The organism is Aliihoeflea sp. (assembly GCF_052435475.1).
GTDB lineage: Bacteria > Pseudomonadota > Alphaproteobacteria > Rhizobiales > Rhizobiaceae > Aliihoeflea.
The window spans coordinates 80,973-97,194 of record NZ_JBQVMV010000015.1 but is presented as its reverse complement, the minus strand read 5'-3'; the positions used below and the strand labels follow the sequence as shown (position 1 = coordinate 97,194).

Below are 16,222 nucleotides of genomic sequence, written 5' to 3'. Positions count from 1 at the left end.
AGCGAGGACGAGATGGTTCGAGCAATGGATGAATTCCGCCAGCCGGGCGAAGGCGCCGGCGAAAGGGAAATCAGGACCGTTTCGGTGCTCTTTGCCATCCTGGCGATCACGGCCACCGCCCTCGTCATCCACGGCGCCTTCTTCGGCAACATCACCGCGCTGCTTCTGCGCTCCCTGTTCCTTTCGGTCGTTGCGGCCGCGGGCCTGATGGCGGCCGCGCTGCGCATGCGCCAGCCCCTCATCCGCACCGCGCTCTACGTGCTTGCTCTCATTGCCCTCGTGCCGGGGCCCTATCTCTACCAGTCCTATCTCGACATCATCATGCGCGGCGCGATCGCCACGCGCATGGACGAGGTCATGTTCGTGACCATGCTCGTCGTGGTGCTGTTCCTGGTGCGCCTGACGATCGGCTGGTCGCTGATCATCCTGTCGGCCGTGGCGCTTGCCTATGCCTATTGGGGCTATCTGATCCCCGGCAAATACGGCCATGGCGGCTACGACGTCTCGCGCCTGTCATCGACGCTCTTCCTGTCGACGGAAGGCTTCTACGGCGTCCCGATGGGGGTGGCGGTCGAATACATCCTCCTGTTCGCGCTGCTCGGCAACGTGCTGATGCGCATGGGCACCGGCCAGGTCTTCGTCGACATCGCGCGCGGCATGACGGGCCGCGTGCAGGGCGGGGCGGGGCTGTCGGCGACGCTGGCAAGCGCGATGCTGGGAACGATCAACGGCAGCGCGGTCGCCAATGTCGTCACCTCCGGCACCTTCACCATTCCCCTGATGCGCCGCACCGGCTTCACGCCGGTCACCGCCGGCGCCATCGAGGCCGCCGCCTCGTCGGCGGGCCAGATCCTTCCTCCGATCATGGGCGCAGCCGCCTTCCTCATGGCCGAGATCATCGGCGTGCCCTATGGCCAGATCGCGCTTGCAGCGCTGGTGCCGGGCCTTCTCTACGTGCTTGCGCTGATGGTCGCGGTGCGCCTTGAAGCGGGTCGGCTGAACCTCGAGCGCGACATGTCGGGCGGCCTCAGATTTCTCGGTGAGACGCTCAAGACACGCGGCTATCTGCTCCTGCCGCTGATCGGCCTCATCGCTCTTTTGATGACCGGCACGACCCCCACGCGCGCGGCCGTCTACTGCCTGCTGATCGCGCTGGCGATCAGCCCGTTCTCCGCCAATACGCGGCTGGGGCTGATGTCGCTGATCGACATCTGCCGCGCCACGCTTGTGTCGATCCTGCCGATCGTTGCTGCGGTGGCGGCGGCGGGCATCGTCATCGGCGTCCTCAACCTCACCGGCATGGGGCTGATGGTGTCGAGCCTGATCATCGAGGTCGGCGGCTCCAACATCTGGCTGGTGCTGATCCTGACCGCCTTTGCCGCTTTCGTGCTGGGCCTCGGCCTTCCGACGTCCGCGGCCTACCTCCTGCTTGCCGTCCTGGTCGCCCCGGCGCTCGTGCGGCTCGGCATCGACCCGATCGTGTCGCACATGTTCATCTTCTATTACGGCCTCGTCTCGGCCATCACGCCGCCCGTCGCCCTTGCCGCCTATGCCGCGGCCAGCATCTCGGGCGCAGATGCAAATGCGACGGCGGTGGAATCGATCCGGCTCGGCTTCGTCAAGCTGCTGGTGCCGTTCCTGTTCGTGACGATGCCGGGCCTTCTCCTGCGCGACGAGGTCTTCAACATCTGGCTTGCGATCCCGCTGGCAACGATCGGTCTCACCGGGCTTTCGGTGGCGTTCGCTGGCTGGCTGGTGCGCCCGATGAGCTGGCTCGACCGGGCCGCCATGGCCGCCGGATCGCTGCTCGTCCTTTGGCCTTCGCCGGTCGACGCCCATGATCTGACGACGCTCCTGGCGCGGGCGGGCGGCCTCGTCATCCTTGTGGTGATGACCATGCGCCTCATGAGCAGCACCTACAGGCCGGACCCGGCCGCCACCGCCCCTGAGCACAACTGACGAACGATAACATGCAGGAACGAACGATGACGCCCGAGCCGCTGCCTTTCCACCCCAATCCGAAGAAGCCGGACATCGCGCTGCCGCAGGGCGCCTGCGACGCGCATTGCCACGTCTTCGGTCCAGCCGCGCGCTTTCCTTTTGCCCCGCAGCGCACCTATACGCCGATCGACGCGCCGAAGGAGAAGCTGTTCGCCCTGCACCGCCATCTCGGGCTCGAGCGCTCGATATTGGTGCAGGCGAGCTGCCACGGCACCGACAATGCGGCCATGCTGGACGCGATCGCCGCAGGGGAAGGGCGCTATCGCGGCATCGCGATGGTGGAGCGCGACATTGACCAGAGCGAACTGGAGCGGTTGCACGAAGGCGGCGTGCGTGGCGTTCGCTTCAACTTCGTCACGCATCTTGGCAAACCGGCCGATCTCGACGCGATCCGCGAGATCACGGCCAAGATCATCCCGCTCGGCTGGCATGCGGTCGTGCATTTCGATGCGCATCGGCTCGAGGGCCTTGCGCCCTTCCTGCGCGAGCTGCAATTGCCGATGGTGATCGACCATATGGGCCGCATCGACGCCTCGGCCGGCCCCGAGCAGCCCGCCTTTCAACTGCTTCTCGACCTGATGCAGGACGAGCGCTTCTGGGTGAAGGTCTGCGGCTCGGAGCGCATTTCCCGCGCCGGGCCGCCCTTCGAGGATGCGGCGATCTTCGGTGCCATCCTGGTCGAGAAGTTTCCCGACAGAGTTCTGTGGGGCACGGACTGGCCGCATCCGAACATCAAGAAGCACATGCCGGATGACGGGGCGCTGGTCGATCTCCTGAAGATCATCGCGCCGCGACCCGAGCTGATGCAGAAACTTCTCGTCGACAACCCGACGCGCCTCTACTGGCCCGAGACTCTTTGAAGGAAACCGCCTCATGAGCAACAAGACAGCACTCGTCATCAGCGCCCACTCGGCCGACTTCGTCTGGCGGTGCGGCGGGGCGATCGCGCTGCACGCCGACAAGGGCTACGACGTCACGGTGGTGTGCCTTTCCTATGGAGAGCGCGGCGAAAGCGCCAAGCTGTGGAAGAAGGACGGCATGACGCTGGACACCGTCAAGACAGAGCGGCGGCGCGAGGCGGAAAAGGCAGCCAGAGCGCTTGGCGTTCACGACATCCAGTTCTTCGACCTCGGCGACTACCCGCTCGAGATGACGCGCGAAGCGAAGGATCGGCTCGTCGACGTCATGCGCGCCGTGCAGCCGGAGTTCATGCTGACTCACTCCAAATTCGATCCATACAATGCCGACCACATGTATGTGTCGCAGTGGACGCTGGAATGCCGCGCCATCGCGCAGGCCTGGGGCCACAAGCCCGGCGAAAAGGTCCTCGGCGCGCCGCAGGTCTATCTGTTCGAGCCACACCAGAGCGAGCAGATGGAATGGAAGCCCGACACCTTCCTCGACATCTCGCAGGTCTGGGAGAAGAAGTGGGCCGCGATCCAGTGCATGGAGGGCCAGGAGCACTTGTGGCACTATTACGAGAACGTCGCCCAGAACCGCGGCAACCACTTCATGCGCAATTCGGGCGGCCAGTCCGGCGGGCGCAAGTCGACCCATGCGGAAGGCTTCCAGTCGATCTTCCCGCGCACTGTGGATGAATTGTGATGGGCGTCGTCGTTCAGAACATCGAGCGGGCCGATCCGGCGGTCGTCGCGCGGCTCGGCGCCTGCGGCGTCGCCACCGTCCACGAGGCGCAGGGGCGAAAGGGGCTGCTTGCCTCCTACATGCGGCCCATCTATCGCGGTGCCCGCAGCGCCGCCAGCGCGGTAACGATCTCGGCCCCGCCTGGCGACAACTGGATGCTGCATGTCGCGATCGAACAGCTCCGCGACGGCGACATTCTGGTGCTTGCGCCGACCAGCCCATGCGAAGACGGTTATTTCGGCGATCTTCTGGCGACATCGGCCATGGCGCGCGGCTGCCGCGGCCTGATCATCGACGCAGGCGTGCGGGACGTCGCGGACCTGACGCAGATGGGGTTTCCGGTCTGGTCGAAGGCGATATTTGCGCAGGGCACGGTCAAGGAGACGCCGGGCTCGGTCAACGTTCCGGTCGTGTGCGCGGGTGCTCTGGTCAATCCGGGCGACGTGATCATTGCCGATGACGACGGCGTGTGCGTCGTCGCCCGCGCCGAAGCCGAAGAGGTCGCGAAAAGGGCCGAGGCGCGCTTGGCCGCCGAAGAGGAGAAGCGCCAACGGCTCGCAGCCGGGGAGCTGGGTCTCGATATCTATAACATGCGTGAGCGACTTGCGGGAAAGGGCTTGAAGTATATCTGACGACGCAGTCGCAGATACTTCCAGGACCTTGAGCGCGCGCTGCTCGAGCCTCCACGCCGGTTGGCGCCGAGTGCCGGATCGGCGATTAGCTTCTGCCGTATGTCAGCCTGCCGTCGATATCAGCAGTCGGCAGCGTCTTCATCCGGCGCCGTCAGGGTCACTGCGGCGTCTTCGTCGGGCTCGGCAGGAGCCTGCGGTCCTTCGACGGCGGTTTCGCCGCTGATCGGGTCGAGGCCGGAGGCGACCTCCGGGTGCTCCTGCTGGGGCGAGGAATCGAGCTCTTCCGACTGGCTGGTGCCGATGTCGGAGCCGCCGAGACCGCCCGTCCAGCCGCTGGAGCCCGAGCCGCCGGGTGCGGTGCCGGCGTCAGGGCCGGCAACCGGCTGCGTTTCGGATTCGGACTGCTCGGCGGAGGCCTCTTCGCCAGCGACGTTTTCGCGTTCCGGCTCATCATCGGCAGCGGGTGCATCCGCTTCGGTAGCGGGCGCATCCGCTTCGGCAGCAGGCGCATCCGGTTCACTTTCGGCTTCGAGTGACGCCTGCATGTCATCGGTCGAGCCAGTGGTGGCCGACTGGCCGGCAGGTTCGATGCAGTCGCCGCGTTCAGGCTGTGTCTCGTCCTGCGTGGTGGCCGAGGCGGCATCGCCGGCGGGCGCGGCGGGTTCCGTCTGGCCGGCCTGCGGGGCGGCGGCAGGCGGCGGCGTCTGGGCATAGACGAGCGAGGCCGTCATCATGGCGCCAGCGAGCGGCAGGGCGAACAGGGACCGTTTCATGCCATTCCTCCATAAATCAGTGACCGGTAAAACACGCGAAACCGCATTTCGTTGCTAGGCGACGACGAGGCGCGGCTCGCCGGCCCGGACCGTGCCGACGATTGCGGCGCGCGGATAACCGGCTTCGCGAATGCGTGCCAGGAGGGCGTCCGCCTTGCCCGGCTCGACGGCAACGAGCAGCCCGCCCGACGTCTGCGGGTCGGTGAGGAGGTGGCGGCGCCAGTCTTCGAGACCGTCCGGCAGAACCACCTCGTCGCCATAGCTCTTCCAGTTGCGATGCGAGGCGCCGGTCACGAAGCCCGATTGCGCCAGACGCTCGGCATCGTCGAGGAAGGGCAGGGCGGCGAGGTCGAGAGTGAGCGTCACGTTCGAGCCGCGGGCCATTTCGAGGCCGTGACCGAGGATGCCGAATCCGGTCACGTCGGTCATCGCGTGAACGGCCTCGTCCGCGGCGAGCTCCGGTCCGATTCGATTCAAGAGGGTTGTCGAGACGATCATCTCGTCGAGGCTCGCGCGGTCGAGCGCCGCCTTCTTGATCGCGGCCGAGTAGATGCCGACGCCGATCCCCTTGGTCAGGATCAAGACGTCGCCCGCCCGCGCCATGGAATTGCGCTTGACCTGCGCCGTCGGGCAGGTGCCGATCACCGCTAGACCGTAGACGGGCTCTGGGCAGTCGATCGAATGTCCGCCAGCGACCGGAATTCCGGCCTCCACGCATATCGACGCGCCGCCGGCGAGGATCTGGCGAATGTCTTCCGGGTCCATCTTGTCGATCGGCATGCCCACGATGGCGAGCGCGAAGATCGGTTTTCCGCCCATCGCATAGATGTCGGAGATCGCGTTCGTCGCGGCGATGCGGCCGAAGGCATGGGGATCGTCGACCATCGGCATGAAGAAATCCGTCGTGGCGATGATCGAGGTGGTGCCGTCGAGATCCCAGACGGCGGCGTCGTCTGCCGTCTCCGTTCCGACGAGGAGACCGGCATAGGGACCGGCCTTCGGCATCCCGCTCAACAAATCTTGAAGAACGGCCGGCGCCAGCTTGCAGCCGCATCCGCCTCCATGGGCAAGACTGGTCAGGCGCGGTTTTTCGGTGCTGGCGTCCATCTTCTACCTCCTCGGTCTCATACTTTCGAAGCATATCCTTTATCGTTTCAAGCAAAGCCGTGCATCCCCGACCTTTGATGTATTTAATATGATAAAAGCACTCATGTTTTAGTGCTTTGACACAACTTGGGCGCGACTGTAACGTTTCACGCGAGAATGAATCCGGGATTCCGGGAAAAGGCAGGGAGGAGGCTTCCGAATGAATATGGAACTCTCACGCCGCAGCTTTCTGAAGGGCGCGGGCGCGGGTGTCGCAGCAACGACACTTGGCGCCTTCGGTTTCGGGGAAGCGGAAGCGGCGTTCGTCGAGGGGCTGCGGCCCTACAAGCTCGCCGGGACGACGGAGACGCGCAACACCTGCCCGTACTGCTCCGTCGCCTGCGGCGTCATCATCTATTCGAAGGGTGATCTGACGCAGGGTACTGCGGAAGCGATCCACCTCGAGGGCGACGTCGACCATCCGACCAATCGCGGAACGCTGTGCCCCAAGGGTGCGGCGCTGCTCGACTTCATCAAGGCCGACACCCGCCTCATGAACCCGAAGGTTCGCCGTCCCGGCTCGAACGCCTTCGAGGAGATTTCGTGGGACGAGGCGATCGACGGCATCGCGCGTCACATGAAGGACGATCGCGACGCCAACTTCATCGAACGCAACATGGATGGCGTTCCGGTGAATCGCTGGACGACGACCGGCTTCCTGGCCGCGTCCGCGACGACCAACGAAACCGCGTTTTTGACCTACAAGGCCGTTCGCTCGGCCGGCATGGTGGCTTTCGACAACCAAGCGAGAGTCTGACACGGCCCCACGGTGTCCAGTCTGGGCCCAACTTTCGGTCGTGGTGCAATGACGAATTCGTGGACCGACATTCGGAACACGGATCTGGTCGTGATCATGGGCGGCAATGCCGCCGAAGCGCATCCTTGCGGCTTCAAATGGGTGACGGAGGCGAAAGCCAACCGCGGCGCCAAGCTCATCGTCGTCGATCCGCGCTATACGCGCTCGGCTTCGGTGGCGGATTATTACGCGCCGATCCGGCAGGGCACGGACATCGCTTTCCTGCTCGGCGTCATCAAATACTGCATCGACAACGACAAGGTGCAGTGGGACTACGTCAACGCGTTCACAAACGCCGCCTACATCGTCAAGGAGGGCTTCGCCTATCAGGACGGCCTCTTCACCGGCTATGACCCGGAAAAGCGCGAATACGACCGCGCGACCTGGGATTACGAGATCGGCGAGGACGGTTTCGTCGTCATGGACGAGACGCTGCAAAATCCCCGTTGCGTGTGGAACATGCTCAAGGAGCATATCGCCATCTACACGCCGGAGATGGTGGAGCGCATTTGCGGTACGCCTCAGGAGAAGTTCCTGAAGGTTGCCGAGATGATCTCGGAATGCTCGACGCCGACCAAGACGATGACGTCGATGTACGCGCTCGGCTGGACCCAGCACTCCAAGGGTTCGCAGAACATCCGCTCCATGGCGATGCTGCAATTGATCCTCGGCAATATCGGCGTGCGTGGCGGCGGCATGAATGCGCTGCGCGGGCACTCCAACATCCAGGGTCTGACCGATATCGGCCTGATGTCGAACCTGATCCCGGGCTATCTCAACATCCCGACCGAAAGGGAGGTCGACTACCCGACCTATATTTCGAGCCGCGGCTTCAAGCCGTTGCGTCCGAACCAGGTCAGTTACTGGCAGAACTATCCGAAGTTCTTCGTCTCCTTCATGAAGGCGATGTGGGGCTCGGCCGCGACACCGGAAAACAGCTTCGCCTACGACTATCTGCCCAAGCTCGACCTGCCGGCCTATGACGTGCTGCGCGCGTTCGAGATGATGGATCAGGGGCAGATGTTCGGCTACTTCTGCCAGGGCTTCAATCCGCTGCTCTCGTTCCCGGATCGGGGCAAGATCACGCGGTCGCTTTCGAAGCTGAAATATCTGGTGGTGATGGATCCGCTGGAGACGGAAACGGCCCGTTTCTGGGAGAATCACGGCGAGTTCAACGACGTGGATTCGGCGTCGATCGAGACCGAGGTCTATCAGCTCCCGACGAGCTGCTTTGCCGAGGACGAGGGCGCGCTGGTCAATTCCGGGCGCTGGCTGCAATGGCACTGGCCGGCACAGAACCTGCCGGGGCAAGCCAAGCACGACACCTGGATCATGGCGCAGATCCATCTGAAGCTGAAGCAACTCTATCAGGAAGAGGGCGGCAAGTTCCCCGACCCGATCCTGAACCTGCACTGGCCCTATGCCGATCCGAACGAGCCAAAGGCGGACGAGATCGCCCGCGAATTGAACGGCTATGCCGTCGAGACGCTGCGCGATCCCAACGATCCGACCAAGGTGACGGTCGAGGCAGGGCAGCAGGTGCCGGGCTTCGCCGCGCTGCGCGACGACGGCTCCACGGCCGCCGGCTGCTGGATCTATTCCGGCTGCTACAACCAGAACGGCAACAACATGGCGCGGCGGGACAATTCCGACCCCGACGCGACCGGCGCCTATCTGAACTGGGCATTCGCCTGGCCGGCCAATCGGCGCATCCTCTACAACCGCGCCTCGGCCGATCTCGATGGCAAGGCGTGGGACCCCGAGCGCAAGCTCATCGAGTGGGACGGCGAGAAGTGGGCCGGCTACGACGTGCCCGACATCCCGCCGACGTCGAACCCGCGCGATGTCGGTCCGTTCATCATGAACCCGGAGGGGCAGTCGCGGCTGTTCTCGAGGGGCATGATGCGCGACGGGCCATTCCCGGCGCATTACGAGCCGTTCGAATCGCCCGTGGTCAACGTCGTCGCGCCCGCCATCCGGGGCAATCCGGTGGCGCGCGTGTTCGAAAGTGACCGCGCGACGTTCGGCGATGCGGAGGAGTTCCCCTATGCGGCGACGTCCTACCGCCTCACCGAGCACTTCCACTACTGGACGAAGCACGTCTGGGTGAACGCTGTTCTCCAGCCCGAATTCTTCGTCGAGATATCGGAAGAACTCGCGGCGGAACGGGGCATCGAGAAAGGTGGCTGGTGCCGGGTCTGGAACAAGCGCGGATCGGTGCAGGCGAAAGCCGTCGTCACCAAGCGGATTCAGCCTTTGATCTGCGACGGCAAGCCCGTCCACATCGTCGGCATCCCGCTCCACTGGGGCTTCACCGGCGCGGCCAAGAACGGGATGGGACCGAATTCGCTGACCCCATTCGTGGGCGACGCGAATATCGAAACCCCGGAGTTCAAGGCGTTTCTCGTGAACATCGAGCCGTCCAGCGGCCCGGCAACGGCATAAGGGAGGAGAGACCATGACCATCAACGTCAATCCGCCCGTCGCGCCGGATACCGCCATGCAGATGGGACCGCAGGATTACATCCGGCGGTCCGCCTCCTCGGTGCCGGCGCCCGCGCGCCAGCTCGAGGCGGTCGCCAAGCTCATCGACGTGTCGAAATGCATCGGCTGCAAGGCCTGCCAGTCGGCCTGTCTCGAGTGGAACGACTTGCGCGAGGAAGTCGGCGTCAATGCGGGCGTCTATGACAATCCGCACGATCTGACGCCGAACACCTTCACGCTGATGCGCTTCACCGAGTGGGTGAACCCGGAGACGGACAATCTGGAATGGCTGATCCGCAAAGATGGCTGCATGCACTGTGCCGATCCGGGCTGCCTCAAGGCATGTCCCGCGCCCGGCGCGATCGTGCAGTATTCGAACGGCGTCGTCGACTTCGTGAAGGAAAACTGCATCGGCTGCGGCTATTGCGTGAAGGGCTGTCCGTTCGACATCCCGCGCATTTCCAAGGTCGACAACCGCTCCTACAAGTGCACGCTCTGCTCCGACCGCATCGCGGTCGGCCAGGGCCCGGCCTGCGCCAAGGCATGCCCGACCAAGGCTATCGTCTTCGGCACCAAGGAGGAAATGAAAGCGCATGCGGCCGAGCGGATCGAGGATCTGAAGTCGCGCGGCTATGCCAATGCCGGCCTCTACGATCCGCCGGGCGTCGGCGGGACGCATGTGATGTACGTGCTGCACCACGCCGACAAGCCGTCCATCTATGCCGGCCTGCCGGACAACCCGCGCATTTCTCCGCTGGTCGAAGCGTGGAAAGGGGTCACCAAATATGCCGGCTTTGCCGTCATGGGCATCGCGGCGGCTGCCGGCGTGCTGCACATGGCGATCTCCGGTCGCAACCGCGTCACCGTCGAGGATGACGAGGAGGCGCGTCGCCTGACGGCGGTGGCGCCGGGCGCGGCGCCGCTCGATCCGAGCAAGGAGACCCTGTCATGACGGACAGCACGCTGCATGGGCGTCCGGTTCCGCAGGTGACCAAGGCCGACATCGACCGCGGCGACCGGCTTCATGTCGGTCGCGAGGTCGTCGTCGATCGCTATACGAAATGGGCGCGGGTCAATCACTGGATCACGGCGATCAGCCTGATCCTGCTCGCGCTCTCGGGGCTCGCCCTGTTCCATCCGTCGCTCTACTGGCTGACCGCGCTTTTCGGCGGCGGCCAGTGGACGCGGGCGATCCATCCGTGGATCGGCGTCGTTCTATTCGTCTCCTTTGCGGGCCTGTTCATCCGGTTCTTCCGGCTGAACCTGCCGCGCCGGGAAGACGCACAATGGGCGGCCCATATCGGCGACGTGCTCAAGGGCGACGAGGAAAAGCTGCCCGAAGTCGGCAAGTACAATGCCGGCCAGAAATTCGTCTTCTGGGCGATGTCGATCCTGATCACGATCCTGATCGTGTCGGGACTTGCGGTCTGGGAGCGGTATTTCTCGCAGTACCTGACCATTCCGCAGCTTCGCGTGGCGATGCTCGTCCATTCGATGGCGGCGGTGGCGATCATCTGCGTGTGGATCATCCACGTCTATGCGGCCTTCTGGGTCGAAGGCACGCTTCGTGCCATGACGCGCGGCAACGTGTCGGGCGGCTGGGCGTGGCGGCACCATCGCAAATGGCTGCGCGCGCTCGCTACCTATGGCAAGCGCGACGACCAGAGCCCGGACGGACGCGGTCCCGCGGCCTGACGAACGCGAACTTGTGCCCGGCGTGACATGATGCCGGGCCGCATTCTAGAATGCCGCGTAGCCCGTGCGGCTCGTGGAGGATTTCATGGCGCGTCGAATCCCCGTCAAGGGAGACATCACCGCGATCGGCGAGGTTCGCACGCCGCCGGCGGCCCGCGTGCCGGACCCGATGCGGCTGTTCGAGCGCCGGGCCAAGCGGTTCGGCGAACTTGCCCAGCCGGAGGGCATCGGTCCTTATCTCGGCTTTCTTGCCGGCATCGCCGCCGCGCAGCAGGAACTTGCGCAGGAACTTCCCGCGCCCGCGCTTGCCGATCCCGGTTCGATCAAGCGCTCGCTCGATCATTCGATGCCGCCGCTCGACCGCGCGACCTTTCGCCCCGACGAGGCGTTCCGCTCGCTGAGCGAGCGGCTGTTCGGCAAGATCGAAGCGGTCGACAAGCCCGCGGCGGCAAAGACTGCACTGTCTTCGTTGCAGAAGGCAGACGCGTCGCGCTTCGAGGCGATGGTCGCCAACCTGCTCGCCGATGCCGTTCCCGCCGAAGCGATGGCCGAACATGCCTATGTCGCCGCCGCGTTGCAGCTTCACTTCGTCCGCGCCGCGTCCGTTCTGCCCGAACGTGAGCTGAAATCGGTCGGAAGCAGCGCTTGTCCCGCGTGCGGAGGCCCTCCAGTCGCCTCGGTCATCGTCGCCTGGCCGCAGGCCGGCGGAACGCGCTACTGCGCCTGCGCGCTTTGCGCCACGCTCTGGCACCATGTGCGCATCAAATGTGCGATCTGCTCGTCCACCAAGGGCATCAAGTATCAGGAAATCGAGGACGGGCCCGGCACGATCAAGGCTGAAACCTGCGACGAGTGCGGCTGCTACGTGAAGATACTGAACCAGCAGCAGGACGCATCGCTCGAGCCGCTGGCCGACGATGTGGGCAGCCTCGGCGTCGATCTCCTGATGCGCGGGACGCAGTTCCGACGCGGCGCGTTCAATCCGTTCCTGCTAGGATACTAGTCCTGCGATGAACGAGAGCTTCCGCGCCATCCCTTCGGTAGATGCCGTGCTGAAATCGCCAGCCGGGCAGGCGGCGGTGGACGCGTTCGGTCGGATGGAAGCGACTGCGCGCATACGCCTCGCTCTCGATGCCGAGCGCCAATCCGCGCACGAGGGGCGTTCGCTGCGCGATGCGCAGGCCATCGCCGCGCTGGCACTTTCGCAACTGGAAGCGGCATCGCGATCGTCGCTGAGGCCCGTCTTCAACCTCACCGGCACGGTGCTTCACACAAATCTGGGCCGTGCGCTGCTCGCCGAAGCCGCGATCGAGGCGGCGACGGAAGCGATGCGCGATGCAGCCGCGCTCGAATTTGACCTTGCGACCGGCAAGCGCGGCGAGCGCGACGATCATCTGCGCGATCTCGTCTGCGAACTGACCGGCGCGGAAGACGCGACGCTCGTCAACAACAACGCCGCTGCCGTGCTCATCGTGCTGAACACGCTCGCCGGCAATGGCGGCGGGGCCGTAGTCTCGCGCGGCGAACTGATCGAGATCGGTGGCGCGTTTCGCATGCCCGACATCATGGCCCGGGCCGGCGCGCGATTGGTCGAAATCGGCACGACCAACCGGACCCACGAGAAGGACTATCGCGCAGCGCTCGAAACCGGCGACGTCGCGTTGATCCTCAAGGTTCACACATCGAACTATCGCATTGAAGGATTTACGAAGGAGGTCGATGCGCCTTCGCTTGCAGCGCTCGCGCGGGGGGCGAAGGTGCCGCTCGTCAACGATCTCGGCTCCGGCACGCTGGTCGACCTTGCACGATGGGGCCTGCGGCGTGAGCCGACGGTGCGGGAAGCGGTCGCCGAGGGCGCCGACATCGTCACCTTTTCCGGTGACAAGCTGCTGGGCGGCCCGCAGGCGGGTTTCATCGTCGGCCGCAGGGATCTTATCGCCGCGATCAATCGCAACCCGATGAAGCGCGCGCTGCGCGTCGACAAGCTGCGGCTCGCCGCGCTCGAGGCGACGCTGAAGCTCTATCGTGACCCCGATCGTCTCGCCGAACGCCTGCCGACCCTTCGTCTGCTGGCACGCAGTCAGGCGGAGATCGCCGGGACGGCGACCGCGATCCTGCCGGATGTGCGCGCGGCGGTTGGGCCGTTCTACACGGTCGAGATCGTCAATTGCGGAAGCCAGATCGGCTCGGGCGCGCTTCCGCTCGACACGCTGGCTTCCTCGGCGCTTGCCATTCGCGCCGTCGACGACAGCGGCTCGGCGCTCGACCGGCTGGCCGCAGCACTGCGCGCATTGCCGGTGCCGGTCATCGGACGGATCGCCGATGGCGCTCTGCTGCTCGATTTGCGGTGCCTGGAAGATGCGCCCCGCTTTATCGCCAATCTCCGGGGTCTTGCCGATGGGCTGGCTTGACCGCTTCCGGCGCGTTTCGGAGCCGGAACGCGATCCGATGGACGAAGCACTTCGCTCGGCAAAAGAAGGTGACTTCCAGGCCGCACTCGCCATCTGGGAGCCACTGGCGCGGGCCGGCAATGCGCGCGCGCAAAACAACATCGCCGCCTGCTTTTCCGGCGGTCACGGAATTGCGGAAAATCCCGAACTGGCCGCAAAGTGGTTGAAGCTGTCGGCAGCGCAGGGCGATCCGGTCGGCCAGCGCAATCTGGCGACGTTGCATTTTCGCGGCGAGGGGGTCGAACAGGACGAGGCGGAGGCCATGCGGCTCTATCGCCTCGCCGCCGACCAGGGCGACGCGACGGCGCAGGACATGTATTCCTGGATGCTTGCGGATCATGAGGATTACGCAGCATCGCTCGCCTATGCCGAACGCGCTGCCGCGCAGGGCGTGGCGGCGTCGATGACGCGGATCGGCAACCTTCACCACAATGCACTCGGCGTCGAGCGCGATGCGGGTGTCGCCGCAGAATGGTGGCGCAAGGCTGCGATGCTGGGCGAGGCGGACGGGCAGGCGATGCTCGGCGCGGCGCATATCACCGGTGCGGGCGTGCCCCGCGACCCGGTCGCCGCGCTTGCCTGGTTGCTGCGCGCGCGCGACGGCGGCTCGAAGCTGGCGCACAACTTCATCCCCGCCTCAACGGCCGTGCTGTCGGCCGAGGAGCGCGAGGCGGCCAAGTTGCGCGCGGATCGCCCATTGCTCGAAGAGGGCGCGGTATGATCGTCGGCACGGCAGGCCATATCGACCACGGCAAGACGTCGCTCGTGCGTGCGCTGACCGGTGTCGAGACCGACCGGCTGAAGGAGGAGAAGGCGCGGGGCATCTCGATCGACCTCGGCTTCGCCTACCGCACACTCAATAACGGCGCGCGGATCGGCTTCATCGACGTGCCGGGCCATGAGCGCTTCATCCACACCATGCTGGCGGGCGCCGGCGGAATCGATTTCGCGCTGCTGGTGGTCGCGGCCGATGACGGCGTGATGCCGCAGACGCGCGAGCATCTGGCGATCCTCGATTTGCTCGGCGTCTCGCGCGGCATCGTTGCAATCACCAAGGCGGACCTTGCCGGCGAGGACCGGCTGCTCGCCGTCGAGATCGAGATCGAGACGCTGCTCGCGGGAAGTTCGCTCGAGGGCGCGCACGTCTTGGCGGTTTCGAGCGCGACGGGGCTGGGGGTCGCCGACCTCGAGGCAAGGCTGGCCGAGGCCGCGCTCGCCATCGGACGGCGCAATGCAGACGGCCGCTTCCGGTTGGCGGTCGACCGGGCCTTCACCATCCAGGGCGCTGGTACGGTGGTGACCGGGACCGTCCTTTCCGGCGAGATCGGCGTCGGGGATCAAATCGTCGTCAGTCCGCGCGGGCTTCAGGCCCGTGTTCGCTCGATCCACGCGCAGAACGAGAAGGCCGAGCGCGGCCGGGCGGGCGACCGCTGCGCGCTCAATCTGGCCGGCGAAGGGATCGGCCGCGATGCGGTCGCGCGGGGCGACATGGTGGTCGATCCGGGCCTGCATGCGCCGACGGCGCGGATCGACGCCGAACTGAGTATTCTCGCTGGCGAGCCGAAACCGATCGGCCAGTGGTTCCCCGTTCATCTGCACCATGCCTCCTGCGAGGTGCCCGCGCGCATCGTGCTCCTGCAGGACGAGCCTATCGCGCCCGGAAGCCAGGCGATCGTCCAGCTTGTGCTCGACCATCCGATTTCGGCGGCGGTGGGCGACCGCTTCGTCGTTCGCGACACGTCCGCCCGGCGCACGATCGGCGGTGGGCGCTTTCTCGATTTGCGTGCGCCTTCACGGCGGCGCCGTTCGCCGGAGCGCCAGGCGCAGCTTGCCGCGCTGCTGCCGGCCGAAGACGACGCGTCCTTGCGCGCGCTTCTGGACACGCCACCCTTTTTCGTTGATCTCGACGGGTTCGCGCGGGACCGGGCGATCGGCGGCGACGGGGTGGCCAGGCTTGCGGGGGACCTGATCCGCATTCCGCCGGACGTCGGCACGATGGTGATGACGCCGGCGCGGTGGCTTCGCATACGGGATCGGTTGCTCGCCGATCTTGATGCCTATCATGCGGAAAATCCCGATCATCCGGGTATCGGCCTGGAGCGATTGCGCATGATGGGCGAGGCGCGCCTGCCGGCGCCCATGTTTCGGATGGTGCTGCAGAGCCTCCAGCGCAAAGGCGAGATTTCGCTCGACGGCGCCTGGGTGCGCCGGGCGAGCCACGTCGCGCGGCTGTCGGAGGCGGACGAGGCGCTTTGGGCGCGGATCGAGCCGCTTCTCATCGGCGAACAGCGCTTCCGGCCGCCGCGGACGCGCGATCTTGCCAATATGTTCGCGGTTTCCGAGGCCGACATGCGCCAACTCCTGAAGCGCGCGAGCCGAATGGGACGCGTGCACGAAATCGCGCATGACAGCTTCTTCGCGCGAAGTGTCGTTTCGCAGATCGTCGCGATCCTCCAGGATGTCGACGCCGGCAAGCCCAAGGGCGAGTTTGTCGCCGCCGACCTGCGCGACCGGTTGGAAAACGGGCGCAAGGTGTCTATTGAGATTCTGGAGTTTTTCGACCGGCATGGTCTCACGCTGCGGCGCGGCGACCTGCGCCGG

12 protein-coding genes and 1 pseudogene are annotated in these 16,222 nt (G+C 65.5%); 11 read left to right on the top strand and 2 right to left on the bottom strand.

What is annotated here, in order from left to right; all coding sequences use genetic code 11:
* The first annotated feature begins 24 nt into the window (after positions 1-24).
* From ACT6QU_RS15905 to ACT6QU_RS15890, 4 genes are read left to right on the top strand one after another with little or no spacing between them, the layout of a single operon-like run.
* The gene (locus ACT6QU_RS15905) at positions 25-1,959 is read left to right on the top strand and encodes a TRAP transporter permease (protein ID WP_444564159.1); all 1,935 of its coding nucleotides are present in this window, start codon (positions 25-27) and stop codon (positions 1,957-1,959) included.
* Positions 1,960-1,970: 11 nt separating this feature from the next.
* Positions 1,971-2,861: an amidohydrolase family protein gene (locus ACT6QU_RS15900; RefSeq protein ID WP_444836699.1), complete on the top strand. Its 891-nt coding sequence runs from the start codon at positions 1,971-1,973 to the stop codon at positions 2,859-2,861.
* A 13-nt stretch (positions 2,862-2,874) separates the two neighbouring features.
* Entirely contained in the window at positions 2,875-3,606 is a 732-nt protein-coding gene (locus tag ACT6QU_RS15895) for a PIG-L deacetylase family protein (RefSeq protein ID WP_444564161.1), read from the top strand.
* The gene (locus ACT6QU_RS15890; RefSeq protein WP_444564162.1) at positions 3,606-4,277 is read left to right on the top strand and encodes a 4-carboxy-4-hydroxy-2-oxoadipate aldolase/oxaloacetate decarboxylase; all 672 of its coding nucleotides are present in this window, start codon (positions 3,606-3,608) and stop codon (positions 4,275-4,277) included. The genes ACT6QU_RS15895 and ACT6QU_RS15890 overlap by 1 nt, the downstream gene beginning before the upstream one ends.
* Positions 4,278-4,396: 119 nt before the next feature.
* Here ACT6QU_RS15890 and ACT6QU_RS15885 read toward each other — a convergent pair whose 3' ends face one another.
* Both ACT6QU_RS15885 and selD read right to left on the bottom strand, forming a co-directional pair.
* Complete coding sequence (locus tag ACT6QU_RS15885) at positions 4,397-5,050, bottom strand: hypothetical protein (protein WP_444564163.1); 654 nt, start codon at positions 5,048-5,050, stop codon at positions 4,397-4,399.
* A gap of 54 nt (positions 5,051-5,104) precedes the next feature.
* Positions 5,105-6,157 (bottom strand): selenide, water dikinase SelD, encoded by a 1,053-nt coding sequence (gene selD, locus ACT6QU_RS15880; RefSeq protein ID WP_444564164.1) that lies wholly within the window; start codon positions 6,155-6,157, stop codon positions 5,105-5,107.
* A 199-nt stretch (positions 6,158-6,356) separates the two neighbouring features.
* Between selD and fdnG the strand changes: the two genes are divergently transcribed.
* From fdnG to selB, 7 genes and pseudogenes are all read left to right on the top strand, one after another.
* Positions 6,357-9,437, top strand: coding sequence for a formate dehydrogenase-N subunit alpha (fdnG, locus tag ACT6QU_RS15875; RefSeq protein ID WP_444564165.1), 3,081 nt, complete (start codon positions 6,357-6,359; stop codon positions 9,435-9,437).
* A gap of 13 nt (positions 9,438-9,450) precedes the next feature.
* Positions 9,451-10,428, top strand: coding sequence for a formate dehydrogenase subunit beta (gene fdxH / locus ACT6QU_RS15870; protein ID WP_444564166.1), 978 nt, complete (start codon positions 9,451-9,453; stop codon positions 10,426-10,428).
* A 35-nt stretch (positions 10,429-10,463) separates the two neighbouring features.
* A complete protein-coding gene (locus ACT6QU_RS15865; protein ID WP_444564237.1) occupies positions 10,464-11,171 on the top strand; it encodes a formate dehydrogenase subunit gamma in 708 nt (235 codons plus the stop codon).
* 85 nt (positions 11,172-11,256) lie between these two features.
* Positions 11,257-12,174, top strand: coding sequence for a formate dehydrogenase accessory protein FdhE (fdhE, locus tag ACT6QU_RS15860; RefSeq protein WP_444564167.1), 918 nt, complete (start codon positions 11,257-11,259; stop codon positions 12,172-12,174).
* 7 nt (positions 12,175-12,181) lie between these two features.
* Entirely contained in the window at positions 12,182-13,582 is a 1,401-nt protein-coding gene (gene selA, locus ACT6QU_RS15855; protein WP_444564168.1) for an L-seryl-tRNA(Sec) selenium transferase, read from the top strand.
* A complete protein-coding gene (locus ACT6QU_RS15850) occupies positions 13,569-14,342 on the top strand; it encodes a tetratricopeptide repeat protein (protein WP_444564169.1) in 774 nt (257 codons plus the stop codon). The genes selA and ACT6QU_RS15850 overlap by 14 nt, the downstream gene beginning before the upstream one ends.
* A pseudogene (gene selB / locus ACT6QU_RS15845) lies at positions 14,339-16,213 on the top strand (selenocysteine-specific translation elongation factor); the annotation flags it as partial. The gene ACT6QU_RS15850 and the pseudogene selB, both read left to right, overlap by 4 nt.
* Positions 16,214-16,222 lie beyond the last annotated feature (9 nt).